This window comes from Paenibacillus sp. FSL F4-0087, assembly GCF_038020215.1.
In the GTDB taxonomy this organism is placed as follows: Bacteria; Bacillota; Bacilli; order Paenibacillales; family Paenibacillaceae; genus Paenibacillus; species Paenibacillus taichungensis.
Map to the genome: position 1 here is coordinate 1,191,432 of NZ_JBBODJ010000001.1, position 17,785 is coordinate 1,209,216.

18 protein-coding genes are annotated in these 17,785 nt (G+C 47.6%); 1 reads left to right on the forward strand and 17 read right to left on the reverse strand.

Features of this window, described 5'->3' with window-relative positions:
- Positions 1-22: 22 nt before the first annotated feature.
- The gene (locus MHB84_RS05795) at positions 23-961 is read right to left on the reverse strand and encodes a DMT family transporter (RefSeq protein ID WP_076291745.1); all 939 of its coding nucleotides are present in this window, start codon (positions 959-961) and stop codon (positions 23-25) included.
- A 120-nt stretch (positions 962-1,081) separates the two neighbouring features.
- Between MHB84_RS05795 and MHB84_RS05800 the strand changes: the two genes are divergently transcribed.
- Positions 1,082-2,503: an aminotransferase-like domain-containing protein gene (locus MHB84_RS05800; RefSeq protein WP_256716927.1), complete on the forward strand. Its 1,422-nt coding sequence runs from the start codon at positions 1,082-1,084 to the stop codon at positions 2,501-2,503.
- A gap of 178 nt (positions 2,504-2,681) precedes the next feature.
- Here the strand turns inward: MHB84_RS05800 and MHB84_RS05805 are convergent, their stop codons facing one another.
- The 16 genes from MHB84_RS05805 to cysT all read right to left on the reverse strand — a co-directional run bounded on the left by MHB84_RS05805 (position 2,682) and on the right by cysT (position 17,571).
- Positions 2,682-3,308 carry an ABC-2 transporter permease gene (locus MHB84_RS05805; RefSeq protein ID WP_076291743.1) on the reverse strand — a complete coding sequence of 209 codons (627 nt, stop codon included), beginning with the start codon at positions 3,306-3,308 and terminating at the stop codon, positions 2,682-2,684.
- Positions 3,301-4,167 (reverse strand): ABC transporter ATP-binding protein, encoded by an 867-nt coding sequence (locus MHB84_RS05810; protein WP_076291812.1) that lies wholly within the window; start codon positions 4,165-4,167, stop codon positions 3,301-3,303. Before MHB84_RS05810 ends, MHB84_RS05805 begins: the two co-directional genes overlap by 8 nt.
- A complete protein-coding gene (locus MHB84_RS05815; protein ID WP_063564387.1) occupies positions 4,167-4,547 on the reverse strand; it encodes a GntR family transcriptional regulator in 381 nt (126 codons plus the stop codon). The genes MHB84_RS05810 and MHB84_RS05815 overlap by 1 nt, the downstream gene beginning before the upstream one ends.
- 218 nt (positions 4,548-4,765) lie before the next feature.
- Positions 4,766-5,347 carry an ATP-dependent Clp endopeptidase proteolytic subunit ClpP gene (gene clpP, locus MHB84_RS05820; protein WP_062326868.1) on the reverse strand — a complete coding sequence of 194 codons (582 nt, stop codon included), beginning with the start codon at positions 5,345-5,347 and terminating at the stop codon, positions 4,766-4,768.
- An 18-nt stretch (positions 5,348-5,365) separates the two neighbouring features.
- Positions 5,366-6,232: an RNA polymerase sigma factor gene (locus tag MHB84_RS05825; RefSeq protein ID WP_076291742.1), complete on the reverse strand. Its 867-nt coding sequence runs from the start codon at positions 6,230-6,232 to the stop codon at positions 5,366-5,368.
- A gap of 133 nt (positions 6,233-6,365) precedes the next feature.
- Entirely contained in the window at positions 6,366-7,145 is a 780-nt protein-coding gene (locus tag MHB84_RS05830) for an MBL fold metallo-hydrolase (protein ID WP_076291741.1), read from the reverse strand.
- A 156-nt stretch (positions 7,146-7,301) separates the two neighbouring features.
- Positions 7,302-7,748, reverse strand: coding sequence for a hypothetical protein (locus tag MHB84_RS05835; RefSeq protein ID WP_076291740.1), 447 nt, complete (start codon positions 7,746-7,748; stop codon positions 7,302-7,304).
- Positions 7,749-7,803: 55 nt separating this feature from the next.
- Positions 7,804-8,739: an ABC transporter ATP-binding protein gene (locus MHB84_RS05840; RefSeq protein ID WP_063564391.1), complete on the reverse strand. Its 936-nt coding sequence runs from the start codon at positions 8,737-8,739 to the stop codon at positions 7,804-7,806.
- Positions 8,736-9,761: an ABC transporter ATP-binding protein gene (locus MHB84_RS05845; protein WP_076291739.1), complete on the reverse strand. Its 1,026-nt coding sequence runs from the start codon at positions 9,759-9,761 to the stop codon at positions 8,736-8,738. The genes MHB84_RS05840 and MHB84_RS05845 overlap by 4 nt, the downstream gene beginning before the upstream one ends.
- A gap of 105 nt (positions 9,762-9,866) precedes the next feature.
- The gene (locus tag MHB84_RS05850; protein WP_053781729.1) at positions 9,867-10,712 is read right to left on the reverse strand and encodes an ABC transporter permease; all 846 of its coding nucleotides are present in this window, start codon (positions 10,710-10,712) and stop codon (positions 9,867-9,869) included.
- A gap of 7 nt (positions 10,713-10,719) precedes the next feature.
- Entirely contained in the window at positions 10,720-11,670 is a 951-nt protein-coding gene (locus MHB84_RS05855; protein ID WP_062326882.1) for an ABC transporter permease, read from the reverse strand.
- 271 nt (positions 11,671-11,941) lie between these two features.
- Positions 11,942-13,549 carry an ABC transporter substrate-binding protein gene (locus tag MHB84_RS05860; RefSeq protein WP_076291738.1) on the reverse strand — a complete coding sequence of 536 codons (1,608 nt, stop codon included), beginning with the start codon at positions 13,547-13,549 and terminating at the stop codon, positions 11,942-11,944.
- Positions 13,550-13,772: 223 nt separating this feature from the next.
- On the reverse strand, positions 13,773-14,837 hold the full coding sequence (locus tag MHB84_RS05865) for a sulfate ABC transporter substrate-binding protein (RefSeq protein ID WP_076291737.1): 1,065 nt from the start codon (positions 14,835-14,837) through the stop codon (positions 13,773-13,775).
- Positions 14,838-14,895: 58 nt separating this feature from the next.
- Complete coding sequence (locus MHB84_RS05870) at positions 14,896-15,960, reverse strand: sulfate/molybdate ABC transporter ATP-binding protein (protein ID WP_076291736.1); 1,065 nt, start codon at positions 15,958-15,960, stop codon at positions 14,896-14,898.
- Between the two features lies 1 nt (position 15,961).
- Entirely contained in the window at positions 15,962-16,759 is a 798-nt protein-coding gene (locus tag MHB84_RS05875; protein ID WP_064639962.1) for a sulfate ABC transporter permease subunit, read from the reverse strand.
- The gene (cysT, locus tag MHB84_RS05880) at positions 16,756-17,571 is read right to left on the reverse strand and encodes a sulfate ABC transporter permease subunit CysT (RefSeq protein WP_063564398.1); all 816 of its coding nucleotides are present in this window, start codon (positions 17,569-17,571) and stop codon (positions 16,756-16,758) included. Before cysT ends, MHB84_RS05875 begins: the two co-directional genes overlap by 4 nt.
- Between the last annotated feature and the right edge of the window lie 214 nt (positions 17,572-17,785).

A 17,785-nucleotide genomic window follows, 5' to 3' on the forward strand; every position in this document is an offset into this window, starting at 1 on the left:
TCCTGCGTAAAATATATTTTCCCTATTTTACCATGGATTTGGAAGTCTGACCCAATGAAGTTGTACGTTTTCCCTTTTTAAGCCACCCCATCACTTTCTCATTCATCGCCAGCAAACCTGAAACGATCAGCGCAACGCCTAACCATGTAATCCAGCTTACATGTTCATTGTAGAGAACCGCCCCAAGCCCGACCGCAATCGGAGGAGAAATGTATAACCAGGTCGCTGGGAATAACGGGTTGGTACGAGACATGATCCAGTAGAACAAGCTGTGCCCGACCATCGAACCGATTACCGTCAGATAGATCAGAGATGATACCGCTGGCATCCAATCCAGTCCAGTTGTGTTCCACGATTCGGTCACCGCCGAAAGCGCAGATAACAGCAAACCTCCGTACATCATTTGAACCGCATTGATTGCTACAGGACTAGCCTCCTTAAACTGGTTAATGACCTTTTTGGAGTACAACGCACCTGCCGAATAACAGACTTCACCCACCAATACGGCAATACAGCCCCATAACCATAGGGAATTACCACCAATGGATACACCAGGCAATACAACGAGGATAACTCCGGCAAAACCAATCAGGCAGCCCGCAATCATGCGTGCAGACGTTTTTTGACGCAACAGCGCTGTCTGCATCACCATAATCATCAGTGGACCTGTTGCTGACAGAATCGCACCAACACCGGAGCTCACATATTGTTCAGCCCAATACAAGGTCGCAAACGTACCAAATGTCAGTCCCGCCCCCGTCAAGAGCATCTCTTTCCGCCATAGTAAAGACAGGTTCACTTTCCCTTTCATCCACATCCATGCAAACATTAGAGCACCTGCAATGATAAAGCGCAGTCCGGCCGACAGAAAAGGTGGCATGCCTGCCTCCACGCCAATTTTAATCGCTAGAAACGTTGTTCCAAAAATAAGACACATTACGGTAAATGCTACTGCAACCATGCTAGCCCCTCCTTCATCTGTTCTCCATCATATAGCACTGTCTACAGAACAGAATGAATAAAACAGAACAGTTAGTTCCCGTTTGCTGTTACAATGGAGTTCAAAAGGAGCGTGAGCCGGGTGGGCAAAGCCATGTTGATGACAGATAACAGCCTGAAACTATATGAGCAAGTGGTACATTATCTGGTTGTACGGATCGAGGCCGGAGAGTGGAAAGAGCATGAGAAACTGCCGTCCGTGCGGAGCCTGTCCGAGCTGCTCGGTGTACATCGTCTCACCGTTTTTAAGGCCTATCAGGAATTAAAGGAACGCGGGAACGTTTACGTCAAGGATAAGTCCGGTTATTATGTCAGTCCCGCTGACCCTGCCCCCGTGACCGATCAGGCCGATGACCCGGCCGTGTCTGCCTGGCTGCATTGGGATTCACTTGCCCGCGTGCAATCCCTTGAGGCGGAGTACCAATTTTCCAAGTCATTGATCGACCCCGCCCTGCTACCCAACCGATATTGGGGAGAATTGATGCGGGATTTACTGGATCTATACCCTCGTTTGCTTGGCACATACTCCACGATTCAGGGAGATCTGGAGCTACGTAGTGCCTTGGCAAGCCATCTGACGACAAGGGAACGTTTCTACATCTCGGCAGATGAAATGCTGATTACTTCAGGTGCACAGCAGGCCATTGATGTAATCTCCCGAAGTCTCGTCAGACCCGGTGACCGTGTGCTCATGGAGAGGCCAACGTACGGCCCTGCGATGGAAATTTTTCGCAAACAGGGTGCCAAGTTAATTTTTACGGATATTCATCCTGATGGCTACGATTTAGAACAGATTGAACGCCTGATGAAGCAGGAAAAGCCAAGAGTATTTTATATGACGCCGACCTTCCAAAACCCTACGGGCATTAATATTCCGACTGAGCAGCGCAAACAACTGCCTGAATTGGCGGAACAGTACGGATGTTTTCTGGTGGAAGACGACAGCACCTATGATATCTATTTCAAGGAAAAACCTCCTGCGCCAATCTTCACATACGATACTACAGGGCATACACTCTATATTCGCAGCTATAGCAAATATGTCGTGCCGGGTCTGCGGATTGCCGCCATTATGTGCCGCCCCCGATTCATGCCAGGATTACAGGCCGTAAAAGCACTGACAGATAACGGATCACCTCTGCTGAATCAGAAGCTGTTCCTTCGTTATTTCCAGTCGCCACGCATGCACCAGCACTTGTCCAAGCTGCGTACCGCCATTCAACTGCGGATGGAAGTAATGGAACAGTGCCTTCAACAAACCAATTGGACGTGGACTCGTCCTGAGGGTGGACTCAACATCTGGGCGGAGCTTCCGGAAGGTATAGATACGGGGCACTTGCTTCACCGATGCATGGAACATTCCGTCGCTTTTGTGCCGGGAACGGTATTCGATCCATCGGATGCGAACGCCAGTCGCAAACTGCGTCTCTCCTTCTCCTATGCTCACGAGCAGCAAATCCGGGAAGGCATGAGCAGACTCATTGCATTGGCTGAAAATACGTAATGATACTTTTGCAAAATCTGCATTTGCAGATTAACGATAGCTTGTCTAGCAGGTCGCAAATTATAAATCTTCTGTAACATAAAAAGTCGCCATATGGCGACTTTTTGGGCTGCTTCTGTTCTCGACTGATAAAGTTAGTTAGATCATTGTTTTTTATTGAAATCCCTCTCCATTCATCCTATAGATCCTTCCTTGCAAACAGACGGACCGTTACAAAATAGGAGGCAATGAACAACAGAAGAATGCAAACTGAAACAAAAACATAAACCGAAGCACGAGCCATTCCGTTCTCGCCTGCCATATTCATGAGCGAGGCAACAGGTTGCGCTAAAATAATAAGAACGATCATGAAAACCGTATTAATTATTCCCGCTCCCTTTTTACTAAGGGCGTAAAAAAGAGGCATATAGATTGAAATTAAAACCAGAACCATTCCAACCGAAATCAGGATGTCCAGCACCGATAAGTCGGGCTTGTTCAGTTCAGGAAAAAGAAAGTTAACAAGCCAGTGAGCGCCTGACGAAGCGAAAACTCCAAAAAGCGTATAGAGAATGGCAGACAGATACTTCGCTTGCACAATGTTTCTGCGGCTAAGCGGGAGCGTGACAAGAAATTTATGATTATGGTTTTTGATATCAATCATGGTTGCAAGCATAATCGAACCGAAAGCGGTATAGATTCCTACAAAATACATCGACATTTCCACTGTCGGGATAAATGCGACACTGAATACAACAAAATAAAAAAGGATGGACCATAGCGAGCTTTTTAAAGCGATATAATCTTTGCGAAGCAAGTTAAGCATGATGCTTTTCCCCCTTGGCCGTAAAATAGATAAGGTCTTCGAGGGAGGGTCTATGTAAAAGAGCATAATTGCCAAATAATCGTTCTGCCTCCGCCTTGTTTTCTGCCAAGCCTTCAAAACCAACCGCTGTCTCACGGATTCCCACAAATTTCCTTCGGGTGTCTGCATCAAGCAGCTTCATGTCCCCCTTTACTATCGTATATCTCTCAAGCACATCATCCTTTGCTTCATTAAAGACAAGCTTTCCTTTATGGATAAATGCAATATAGTCTGCTATACGCTCCAAATCAGTCGTAATATGAGTGGAAAAAATAATGGATCTTGTTTCGTCCTGTATTACATCTGCAAGCAGGTCAAGCAGTTCTCTCCGAAACACAGGATCAAGCCCAGATGTCGGCTCATCCATGATAAGTAGCTCAGCCTCGTGAGATAAAGCAACAGCCAGTGAAAATTTTATTTTCATGCCTTTGGACAGTTCTTCAATCTTCTTTTTGGGAGATAATTCGAATTGCTCCAGGTAGTTGTTAAATTGCTTCTCATCCCATTTCTTATAAAAAGGAGCAATCATGTTTTTCATTTCACGGATCGTAAGATGCTCATAATAGAAACATTCATCTGAAACAATGCCAATGCGTTCTTTAACGTTAACTTCCTGAGCAGGCATCTCTTTTCCCAATGTTTTGATACTCCCGGAGTCCGGACGAATCAAGCCGGTGATCAGGTTGATCAGTGTGCTTTTCCCCGCCCCATTCGGGCCGATAAGTCCGGTAATATAACCTTGTTTTACATCCAAAGTGATCTGATCCAGCTTGAATAAGGGGTACGTTTTGGATAGGTTGCGCAACTCAATTGCGTTCATCATGCTTCTTCCTCCTCAACTAGCAACGTAAAATGCTTAACTACATCTTGAACACTCATGCCCAGTTCCTTGCTCTCACGAAGGATATCGAGCATTTTATCTTCGATTCGTTTCAGCCGCTGTTCCCGAATAAACTCCTGATTGGCCCCGGAAACAAAGGAGCCTTTGCCTACGACAGAATCAATCAGTTTCTCTTTCTCCAGTTCTTCATAGACACGTTTGGTAGTAATTACACTGACCTGCAGATCCTTCGCAAGTTGACGGATGGAGGGGAGACTCTCCCCTGCAACCAGTTCCCCGCTTAAAATGCTCTGTCTAATCTGGGTCAGAATCTGCATGTAGATGGGATCGCTTGATGCGTTTGATATTAGTATGTTCATGTTCTCTCACCTCACTGGTTTCAATCCAACCCATGTATAGTGTATATATATAATATACACACTATACATGGGCTGAGTCAATAATCATTCAATTTTTTCCCAATACAGACAAGACAGCAAAGTAGCCCGAAAAGTCGAATGACCTCCCGGGCTACTTTGTTGTTCATTTTTCTTGCTTTTTTTAGTCGTGTTTCTTGGCACGTATGGTACCTTTTTTCTTACGTACTGGATATCACCTTATCCACAAGACCATACTCGACGGCTTCCGCAGCGGTCAGGAAATAATCTCTGTCGGTATCCTTTTCAATCCGCTCCATCGGCTGTCCCGTATGATCGGCAAGCAGCTTATTGAGGCGCTGACGGTGCTGGATAATCCGGTTGGCATGAATCAACATATCCGAGGCCTGCCCCCGTGTTCCGCCAAGCGGCTGGTGAATCATAATTTCGCTATTCGGCAACGCCAGCCGTTTCCCTTTTGTCCCACCAACCAGCAGGATCGTACCAAAGCTAGCCGCCATGCCTGTGCAAATCGTAGAAATGTCAGGTTTCACGAATTGCATCGTGTCATAGATGGAGAATCCGGCAGTCACGGAACCACCAGGACTGTTGATATACATCTGAATATCCTTCTCCGGGTCCTCTGCGGTCAGAAACAACAATTGGGCTACGATGGCATTCGCCATCTGATCCTCAATTTCCCCGGATACCATAATGATCCGATCTTTCAGCAAACGGGAATAAATATCATAGCTCCGCTCTCCGCGGGCTGTCTGTTCAACAACATAAGGTACCACGTTCATGCATTTTGCCTCCCCGGTTTATGCAACCATGCTGACCGTATATCCTCCCCCATACAACATTGAATTCGTACCGGAGCTTGAATAACTGTACATCACTGGCTGCATCGATTGAGACGGCAGAGTCTGCTGCAAAATCGTTCCCGCCACAGCCATCGGATCATCGGTCTGATTCAGGCATAAATCAATTAAACGGGCTGTATCACCGCTGCGGAACGCCAGTAAATAGCTGCGCAGTTCCTCCCGATTTTGCTGATACTCTTCCAATTGATTGGTCTGATCAGCATCCGTTTCGTTCAGGCTGTGCCTCACTTTCGCCAGAGCAGAGCGGGCACGACTCAGGGCAGCTTTGACCGCCCCTTCCGTCGTATCCAACAGTTCAGCAGTCTCTACCGTCGTGTATCCCATCAGATCACGTAACATATATATCGCTCGCTGCCACGGTGGCAGTTCATCCACAAGGATTTGAACAGCGGACTCGACTTCCTCGAATCGCTCTTCTTCCTCAAATTCTTGCATAAATGGCTTCATGCTTTCCAATTTGCTTGCCAAGTTCTCACGCTTCCGTATGGCGTCAATCCAGGTGTTGCGTGCAACACGGATGAGATAGGCTTCCCAGTTCATGTCCTCTGTCATTCCCGTTCTTCGGGTAGCTGAAAAGGATAATGCTTTAACACATGTATCCTGAACCAGATCCTCCGTCTCCCAGACTGAACCAGTTAATGACATACAGTAGGCGTACAACGAACCCAGCAGGTTCGGAAGTGCAGCTTCAATCGTTTGCTCTAAAGAATATCCAGTTTGGACACCGGAATGGCTATATGGTTCAACCTGTTTATCATCATGTTGTCTGTTGATTCTGCAATCCACGGACTTCACAAAGGCCATGTTTGGGGCCCCCCTTTGTTGGTTCCTGATTGAACTTGCTTCAATTCCCTTGCTGTAATTGCCTTACACTATGTAAACGAAGAACCTCCGGCAAAGGATACGCTCTTCTAAATTTATTTTTAACATTGTTGTCCTATTCTCCCAGCTCCACCTTCAGACCAGTAAGTGCCAGCGTAATTCCCTGATCCAGATCATAATTATGGCGTATATCCACGTCGTGAGACATATGTGTAAAATAGGTCTGACCCGGCTTCAAATCCTGCAACAGCTCCTGCGCCTCAACCATATCGTACACCGAGCGAGAGGAGAATTCTGCAAGTTCATGAACAAAGCTCGTTCCAAGTACCAGCAGATCGAGCCCATACAACGGCTGCTTCTCCAAATCCTTCAGATCAATGGCATCCGAGCAATACGCCCAGGTATATCCTTCACGTTCCAATCGATACGCATACGAATAGCCATTATGACCGTGGCAAACTTTCCAGGAGTGCACCTTCCATCCACCGAGCTCGATATCCGCATCCGTTTCCAGGAAATTCATATGACGACCGAGCCATGGAAATTGACTTTGGATGGTCGCGATCACCTCCCGCGGTGCATACAACTGCCCTTTTACTCCCAACCAGCGACACGCATCTGCCCATTCAGGCAAGCCTCCAATATGATCAAAATGCGCATGTGTGATCAGCAATGTCTGCACCATCCGCATCCCCTGGTCTTCCATCTGTGATCTCCAGTCCGGTCCACAGTCAATCATGAAAGGTTCGTGCTCGCCATCACTATGAACCAAAACAGTAGCACGTTTGCGGCGGTTGATCCCCGTAAGCCGGGCTTCTGTGCAGACGTCACAATCACAATACACCCGCGGAACACCCATCGCATCCCCGGTTCCCAGAAATGTTAGCTGATTCATTATGAAAGTCCCCTCTCTACCCCTGAAGCAATACATCCCAAATTTATGTTCCATCCGATTAATGATATGTAAATTGTAATCTTCCACCTCTATTTTTGCAAAAAAAGACCATCCCGCCGCAGTTATTCACTGCAAACGGGACAGTCTGTTGTTTCATTAAACCAAAGCCCGCAGCTTCAACGTCAGCTCTTGGCCCTCAGGTACATCTTTGGATTCGGTAATTACCCAGTTTGATGCAAGGCGTTTTGATAGCACATCTGCCTGCTCTTGTTTTAATTTCAACCCGGTTACGATGCCTTCACCCACAGTAAAGTCTTTCTCCGGCTGTAATCCGAAGGACTTTTGCAAGTAGATGCCCAGACCACCACGAGTGTTAAAGGTAATCCGGTAGCCGTCTTTAACCGCACCTTCCAGATTCTCGCCATGTTCGTCCGCATAGGAGAAAAGATCATCATATCTGTAGTGCTCCTCAGACACGGCATCAAAAGCAGCCACATCTTTGGCTTGTATCGCTTCCAACAAAGCTGCATCCGACATGCCTTTGCTACGAGCCTGTTCCAACCGAATAGCTGTATTTTGGGACAACTTAAACTCAACACTCATCCAACTCACACCTTCCTGTCACTATATATCGTTATTCCATGATATTCCTAATCCATTATATCCTGTCTCGATAGCCGGATACAAAGTGTCCTGGTGAAACTTCCATCCACTCCGGTTCTTCATCCCGTCCTCGAGCGGATGGGTCGGTATCCCCACTGTAGATCGGCGGCATCACGTTCCGCACCGTTGGATCAGGTACAGGAATTGCCGCCAGCAATGCCTGGGTGTACGGATGTACCGGATTACGGTACAGTTCTTCTGTTGGTGCTACTTCTACCAGCTTACCGCGATACATCACACCGATTCGGTTCGAGATGTGACGTACCATCGACAGATCATGGGCAATGAACAAATAGGTCAGTCCCAGCTCTGCCTGCAAATCTTCAAGCATATTGACCACCTGTGCCTGTACGGACACATCCAGAGCGGACAACGGCTCATCACACAAAATGAACTCCGGGTTCACCGACAATGCACGTGCAATGCTAATCCGCTGACGCTGGCCTCCACTGAATTCATGTGGATAACGCTCCGCGTGCTCTGGCTTCAGTCCTACACGGTTCATCAGGTCAAGCGCCCGCCCCTTCATCTCTGCCTTGGAAGCATAATTATGAATTTCCATGGGTTCACTAATAATCTGCAGGACATTCATACCCGGATTTAGTGAAGAATAGGGGTCCTGAAAAATCGTCTGCATCCGTTTGCGAAAAGGCTTCAACTGGCGTTCATTCATCTTCGCAACGTCCTGTCCGCCAAACATAATGCTTCCGTCCGTCACGTCGTAGAGTCTTACGATGCTGCGTCCAGTCGTTGATTTGCCACAGCCGGATTCACCGACCAGTCCGAACGTTTCTCCCTTGTGAATATGAAAACTGACGTTATCCACGGCTTTCACGACGTCTTTGCCTTTGCCAGCACCACGTACCGGAAAATGTTTTTTCAGGCCACGCACGTCCAGCAGCACTTCACGCTGATCGATTCCTGTACTCATTTCTCCACCTCCTCTGACGATGCTCCTGTTTGTACTTGTTGTTGTTCCCGACCCTCATCGTCCAGCAACCAGCATAGCGCTCGATGACCAGGTGCAGTCTCGGTATACGCAGGCATCTGTTTGCATACTTCCATGGCGTGTGGGCAACGTTCCATAAACGGACATCCAGTTGGTGGATGAAGCAGATTGGGCGGTGTACCTTCAATGGTTGCCAGCCGCTGGCGTCCACCCTCCTCGCCGTGCTTCGGAATGGAGCGCAGCAATCCTTGAGTATACGGATGCTGCGGATGAGCGAAAATACGCTCCACTGGACCCTCTTCCATAATGAGTCCACCGTACATCACAATCACTCGGGTACAGACCTGAGCAACGACACCAAGGTCATGCGTAATCATTAGAATGGACGTCTGCGTGGACTCTTTCAGCTCCTGCATCAGCTGCAAAATCTGTGCCTGAATGGTCACATCCAGCGCTGTCGTCGGTTCATCCGCGATCAATAACTCCGGCTTGCAGGACAGAGCCATGGCGATCATTACCCGCTGTCTCATGCCTCCGCTGAACTCATGTGGGTATTGGTCAATCCGTTCTTCCGGGGAAGGAATGCCCACTTGTCGCAGCAACTCAATCGCTTCCTTGTGTGCAGCCGACTTGTCCATTTTCCGGTGACGACGAATGACCTCTGTCATCTGTTTACCTACACGAACGACTGGATTAAGTGATGTCATCGGGTCCTGGAAAATCATCGAGATGCGGTTGCCCCGGATTTTGCGCAGTTCATTGTCCGACTTGGTCAGCAGATCCTCTCCACGGAACAGAATCTGACCATCCGTAATCCGGCCCGGCGACTGGATCAGCCGAATCAGCGAACGGGCAGTTACACTTTTGCCACTGCCGGACTCGCCGACCAGCCCAACCACTTCGCCTTCTTTTAACGTAAAACTCACACCCCGGACGGACTGTACCTCACCTTCACGGGTTGCAAAGGACGTTTTCAGTTGTTTGACCGATAATAAATCTGTCATTGTTGTATTCACCCCGTTGTTTACATGATATGGGTTGTCGACTATATAAGTTAAAAGGATTAATTTCACACTGGAACACTACGTGATCAACTCAACTTCAATTATTTATCGCTTGTTCGCTTTGGGCTCGAAGGCTACGCGGAACACATCCCCCAGGAAGTTAAACGACAGCACCGTCAGCAAAATAAACAATCCCGGGAAGATCGCCATATACGGCGCTTCACTAATAAATCCCTGTGCATCATTCAACATGCTGCCCCAAGAAGAGTTCGGTTGTTTAACACCCAGTCCGAGGAAGCTTAGTGACGATTCCATCAGAATCGCACTCGCGATGTTAATGGTTGCTGCGACAATAATGGTTGGAATAATGTTGGGAATAATGTGCTTCATGATGATCCGGCCAGGCTTTTGACCCGATACACGCGCATACAGTACGTATTCCCGCTGCTTGACCGACATCGCCTCAGCCCTGACAATCCGGGCAATATTCATCCAGCTCAGCACCCCGATAATGACAATAATCGTACCGATCCCCGGCTTCAGATAAGCGTTCAGGATCAGCATCAGGAAAAAGGATGGAATCGACATGAGTACGTCAACAATACGCATCAACGTATTATCCACCCATCCGCCAAAATAACCACTAACCGTACCTACCAGTGTTCCCATAATAACGGCGATTGCCATCGACAGGAAACCTACGGCGAGAGACACTCGTCCTCCGTATAACGCCCGAGCCAAATAATCCCGTCCGTAATCGTCCGTACCAAACCAGTGATCTGCACTTGGCTGTTGAAGCCGCTCCATCACTACAATTTCATTAGGATCATGTGGAGACAGAAACGCAAACAGGGATGCGAGCACAAAGATGCCCAATATGATGACAGCCGCAAGGCCCAGTTTCTGCTGTCGGAACTGCGTCCGTAAATTACGCCAGCGCATTGAATTCATTTTTGTCTCACCCCGTTGTCTTGATTCGTGGATCTACCACGCCATATAAGATATCAGCTACAAGGTTTCCGACGACCAGCAGCACAGAGGACATCATCGTAATGCCCATAATAATCGGATAATCCAAACCGTGAACGGCCGAAATCCCGAGAGATCCCATTCCCGGCCACGAGAAAACGGACTCCGTAATAAACGCTCCCGCAATCAGCTCCGGCAAAGACATGCCGAGAATGGTGATTACAGGCAGCAGTACATTTTTGAGCACATGACGAAGCAGTACCGTTCCTTTGGTTGCGCCGTAGGCATACTGGATTTGAACATAGTCCTCTTCCAGTTGACTGATTGTATTCGAGCGAATATACCGCATGTACACGGACACGTTCATGAAGGTCAATACGGTACATGGCAAAATGCCGTGTTTGATTATATCCCAAGCGGAGTCCATACCTACCGTTCGCATACCCATGCTTGGTAACCAGTGCAGCTCTACTGCAAAGAAATAGATCAGCATCATACCGAACCAGAAGCTAGGAATCGATATCCCGATATACGAGATTAAGCTGAGTCCACGGTCAAACAGACTGTTCTGGCGCGAACCTGCAATCATGCTCAGCGGAATGGAGATCAACAAAGACAATAATAGCGATGCCCCCATCAATCCAAACGTAGCGGGCAAACGTTCAATAATCATTTCGGCAACCGGGCGATGGTTAACCAATGAATAACCAAGGTCACCAGACAGTACATTTTTGAGCCATACGACATATTGCACGTACATCGGTTGATCAAGACCGAGGTTTTGCCGAATACGCTCCACATCTTCTGCCCCCATATTTGGGGTAACAAAGGAAAGCACCGGATCGCCCGGCGCCAGCTTGATCAAGGTGAACGATACGATGGAGATTACAAAAAGAAGAGGGATCGCTTGTGCGATCCTTCGGACAATATAGTTGTTCACATGGGCACCTCCGAATCAACGCCGGCCTCGCGGCCGGCGTTATTGGCTTGTTATATAGAATTAACGCATGTGGATTGAACCAAGGATTCACATCGGCCACTCCGATGACAGAACAACCTTCCGATCGCTGTTACCCCCAGATTTCTTTGATTCCTTTATAAAAAGGGGAAATCTGGGGATAAAGGCGAACGCTTTGCTTCTTCAGGTTATTTCTGTTCTCTACGTTCTTTGTGAATCTCGAAGGTTCAAACAATACGTTCATTCTATATGATTATTTTTTATAAATTTTGGACAGATCTTCAAGCATAACGACTGGTTTTGGATTTGCATCTTCAACGCCGCCGTATGTGTTATCCACAGCCACTACAGCTTTCGTGTAGGCGATTGGATATACCGTCATTTCGTTTGCTACAGTTTGTTGGATTTGTTTGTACAAATCGCCACGTTTCGTTTCGTCAATTTGAACGGCTGCTTCATTCCACAGCTTGTCGAAATCGGCATTTTTGTAATGGGAGTAGTTATATGCCGCATCGCTCAGGAAGAGAGATTTATAAGCATCTGGTTCATAACCCATGATGTATCCACCAAAGGACAATTCAAAGTCTGTATTGTTCATGTCCAATGTACGGTTACCATAAGCCGTTCCATCCATCGGCAGCAATTCCACTTCAATGCCCACGTCTTTCAGCTTTTGCTGAATGTACAGCGCTTGGCTTGTTTGTGGTTTGTTCGTATTTGTGTAAGCAAGACGCAATTTCAGGTTGCTAACGCCTGCATCAGCCAGCAATTGTTTTGCTTTTTCCACGTTGTAGTCGTATTTCTCAACATCATCCGTTTGGTACAGCGTGTCCGGTGTCAGAATCGACGGAGCCGGTTCAGCAAAATCAGCTGAGGAATACGAGGCGGTGATCAGTTCATTTTTATCCAAAGCATAAGCGATGGCTTGACGAACTTCTTTCTTTTGCATCGAAGGCACGTTCAGGTTGAACACCATGTATTGCAAGCGGCCTTCCGGGTAAGTCAGCATGTTGAATTTGCCTGTGTCGTTCAATTTGTTGTAATCCTGTGTGTCGACCATACGCATTTGAATCTCGCCGTTTTGCAAAGCCAAGTTCGCTGCATTTGGATCTTTCGCTACACGATACGTCACGCTATCCAGATGAGCTTTGCCTGCAAAGTAGTCATCAAAACGTTCCAGTGTTACGTATTCGCCCGGACGGTATTCCTTGAACTTGAACGGACCGGAACCGATCGGGTTGTTGTTTTTGTCGCTTTTCTCTATATCGGCTTCGCCTTCGAAAATGTGTTTAGGGATTGGAGAGAAAGAAACCAATGCTCCTTCAAAAGCAGCAGATACTTCCGGCAATTTGAATTCCACCGTCAGGTCATCGACCTTAGTTACTTTAACCGGTTTGCCATCAAAAACATACTGACTACGGGAAGAACTGTGCTGTTTCTCATCAAGGATGCTATCCATTGTGAACACAATATCATCCGCTGTCAGAGGCTGTCCGTCATGCCATTTCAGACCGTCTTTCAGCTTCAATGTATACGTCAGGTGATCATCAGAGAAGCTGTCGCTATCTGCGAGCACATACGTTTTTTTGCCATCATTCACATTGAACAGTGGAGCATATAAAGATTGATCAATCGTCAACGTTACACGGTCACCCGCATAGATTGGATTCATCACTTTAGGATCATCCTGAACAGCAATAATGATGCTTCCGCCGTCTTTCGGTTGCCCATCATCCGTTGTCGCTGTATTTTCTGCGGTATTAGACGAAGAACTTGTTCCGTCACCGCTGCTTCCGCATGCACTCATGATTGCTACAACCAGAACCAGCATCAATGACAGCCACATTTTTTTCGATTTCATTATGATATTTCCCCTCGCTGTAATTTAACGTTCTGTTAGATAGTATAGGCAAGGATTCGACAAATTGCAACGATTTTTTCCAACTTAACCTATCGGGTTTAAATGAAATAACATTATTGTCTAGCAATGCAAAAAACCTCCAGCTCACGTTGTATCGTGAAATGAAGGTTTGAATAACAATTAATCTTCTGAAATTCAATAACAGGATGATGCTCGTACGGGCTTACAACCCGGCCAACACCTGGTACCATACGCCTCGTTTGGAATATAGTGTACTGCGTACTTTGTCCCATCCGCCGAGATAGTTAATATCGAACAGACCTTCAGGCGTTGGGAACGAGGACTTCGTCTCTGCAAACACATCCGGGTCTACCGAACGGAAACCGTGCTTGGCAAAAATACGCTGTGCTTCCGGCGTACTTAGATAGGCTACAAAAGCCTCCGCCAATTCACGATTGCCATGCTTATCCGCATATTTGTCTACGACAACTGCCGGATTCTCAATCAGGATTGTGTTTTTGGGAACCACGATGTCATAATTTACACCCTTGGCAATCCGGGCAAGCAATTCATTTTCATACGTGACGATAACGTCACCCACGCCATATTCGAAAGCCGCCATGGAGGATCGACCGCTCTTATCCAGTGACTCGACATTCTCATGTACTTTCTCCAAAAAGGCTTTGGCCACGGCAGGATCTTTCTTCCCTTGCTCCTTCTCAGATAACTTCAATCCTGCACCATAGATGGCATTAATGTCCCACTGTGCTCCGCCCGACGTCTTGGGATTAGGATACAGCACCTTAACCCCCGGCTTGGTCAAATCTTCAAAATCGCGAATTCCCAGCGGGTTGCCTGCTCTTGTACCCAGAACAACGATCGAGCGGGTGATCATGCCATCATTCGGTGCCTGTTTCCAGTTGGAGCTGACCAGATCAGCTTTGACCAGCTTATCGATATCACTTTCCATTGCCAGAAGCGCAACATCAGCTTCGAATCCACCAACAATGGCTCTGGCTTGTGTCCCTGAGGCTTCATAGGATTCTTGGAAGTGAACCGTCTGTCCAGTCTTGGCTTGCCATTCCGCCTGGAACTTAGGCAATAACTCTCCGACGGCGTCTTTGGCTACACTGTAAGCACCGATAACCAATGTATTGGATTGGTCGTCTGTCGAGGTTCCGCTCTGTCCGCTTGCATCCTCCTGCTTGCTACATCCAACGGTCATGCAGACGAGCAGAAGCATGAGGACAACGTATAAAGGGTTGATTTTCTTCTTCATCGTCTGCATGGGCAGCACCTCTCTCCAAAATTCTAAAAAAATTAATTTTGAACCAAGTGATCTTCGATTAGATGATGACCGGCATTGGATCTTCCTTCAATCGGTTCTCAACAACCCAGCTATGGGTATCATTGAACAGATATGCCCGATGCACGAGCACACGAATCTGTTGGCCGACTTGCAGCGTTGTTTTCTCCAAGGAACGATACGTAATGAGTTTATGGCCTTCAACTTCCACTTCCACCATCCATTCACTTCCACGGAAATGAAGGTGTTTGACGATACCTTTTTCAGTAGCGGACAGCATGCTAAACTCGTTTTTCAAACCGATCTCGATATACTCAGGCCGGATCAGTGCACGTGTGCGCTCTCCTTCCACCGCATGTTCGAAGCCCTTAAGCTGTGAAGCGTCTTCCACAACGGTAGATTCCCCTATAAATGTGGCAACAAAAGGCGTCTCTGGATTTTTGTAAATATCCCATGGCGTACCCTTCTGCTCTAAGCGCCCTTGGCTGATAATCATGATTTCGTCGGCAACTTCAATCGCTTCATCCTGATCATGGGTTACAAAAATCGAAGTGATGCCTACCCGCTCAATCAACTCTCTCAACCATGAACGCAATTCCTGACGGATTTTGGCATCAATGGCGGCGAACGGTTCATCCAGCAGCAGCAGCTGCGGCTCAGGGGCCAATGCTCTGGCAAAAGCGACACGCTGCCGCTGTCCACCAGACAATTGATGTGGATAACGCTGTTCGAAACCTTTCAGCCCTGTCAATTCAACCAGCTCCATGACCCGATCACGGATCTGGGCTTTGGGAGCCTTTTTGACCTTGAGTCCAAAGGCGATATTATCAAATACCGTCATATGTTTGAACAAAGCATAGTTCTGAAATACAAATCCGATTCCTCGCTCCTGCGGAGGCAGATGATTTACGACCTTTCCGTGAAAACGAATCTCTCCGGAACCCGGATTCTCGAGACCCGCCAGCATACGCAGAATGGATGTTTTCCCACCTCCGCTGGGTCCCAGCAAACCGATAAGATGGCCTTTGGCAATATCGAACGAGACATCTTTTACCGCATGAAAATCACCGAAATGTTTGTTCAGATCACGGACTTCCACATGCATCTCAATGCACTTCCTTTCGCTTCTTGGCCCATTCCATCATAAGCAGCAGCCCGACAGAAAAAGTAACCAGTACCAATGCCACACCATTTGCGGCAGCTACGTTAAAATTCTCTACATCCTGATATACAAGCGTTGTTGCCGTCTGCGTTTTATTCATAATGTTACCCGATACAACCAGCACTGCACCGAATTCCCCAAGCGAGCGGGCAACCGTCAACACAAGACCGTACACAACCGCCCAGCGGATGGAAGGCCAGGTAACACTCCAGAACGTTCTCCAGCCGTATGCACCAAGCGTTGACGCAGCCTCTTCCTGCTGAGATCCAAGCTCCTGCAAGACAGGCATCACCTCTCGAACCATCAGTGGAAAAGTGACAAACAACGTTGCAATGACCATACCCGGGAAGGCATAGACCACATTAAATCCGATTCCTTCAAAAAAAGCGCCCATAATGCTGTTGGGACCCAGCAGTAGTACAATCATCAATCCACCAATGACTGGCGATACGGCATAGGGCAGATCCACAATGCTGTTCAGCAGCCCTTTCACCCGGTCACTCAGCCATCCGGCGCGAACAAGATAGATGGCCATCATAACGCCAAACAATGTATTTAACAGCGTGACGACAAGTACAACAAGTCCTGTCATCATCAAGGCATGCAGCGCCTCAGGGCGCAACAGCCCATCCAGGAATCCTCCTGCCCCGTCTTCAAATGCACCAATAAAAATACGTCCAAGCGGGATGATCAGCAGTACAATGAACACCGCAAACGTCAGTCCGATTAATAGTCGCCTCATCGTCTTCTCCCCCGCATCTGCACCAGATTAATGAGCCAGAGGATCAGGAAGGAGAGTGTTAAGAGCAGTACGGACACGGCCGCGGCACCGGTTGGATTGTCACTTTCGATCTCGCCGTAAATAAATACGGAAGCCGTCAATGTTCTTCCCGGAATATTGCCTGCCACCAGCACAACAGCCCCGAATTCGGCCAGTGCTCTGGAGAATGCGAGCATTCCCCCACTAATCATGCCCGGAGCCATGGAAGGAAGAATGACCTGCCTGAATGTGCGCGCCTTCGATGCTCCCATCGTGTAGGATGCCTCTTCCTCCGAGGGATCGATCTCCTCGAGCAAAGGCTGCACCGCACGGATGACAAAAGGAAACGTTACAAATGTCATCGCGATCACAATCGCAGGCTGGTGAAACACAATTTCAAACCCCATAGATTCCGCTAGTTTGCCTATGGCACTGATCGGACCCAGGAGAAGCATAATCATCAGGCCACCAACAGCTGTTGGAAGAGCAAAAGGAAGATCTACCAGACTGTTAAGGAACGACCTCCCAAAAAAGCGATAACGTGTCAGCACCCAGGCAATCATGGTTCCCAAAATGACGTTAATCACCGTAGCTATAACAGCCAGCCGGATCGTTAACAGCACAGCTTTCCAAGCAATTGGATCCATAATGCTTTGGATAAAGTTGCTCCATCCTTCAGAGAAGGAATTGACGTACACACCGATGATTGGAAGTACAATGAGTACGATAAAATATAACAATACGGTACTGCGGAATCCCCAAGTCCATCCCTTGTGACGAAGAACGGTATTCATTGCTGCATTCCCTCCCAGCCTCCGGTTCTATGTCCGGTCGGCAGTCTCCCTGCTTTCGTACAATCATTTTCCTAAGTTGGATTATATTACTTTAATATTATTCCCATTAGTCTACTTGGTTTTTACTTATCTGATACTTTACCAGTTTGCAGTGCTAATCGTCAATGCTTTTATTGAATAAAATCGGCGTACTTATGAGATGGATTTTATAAAA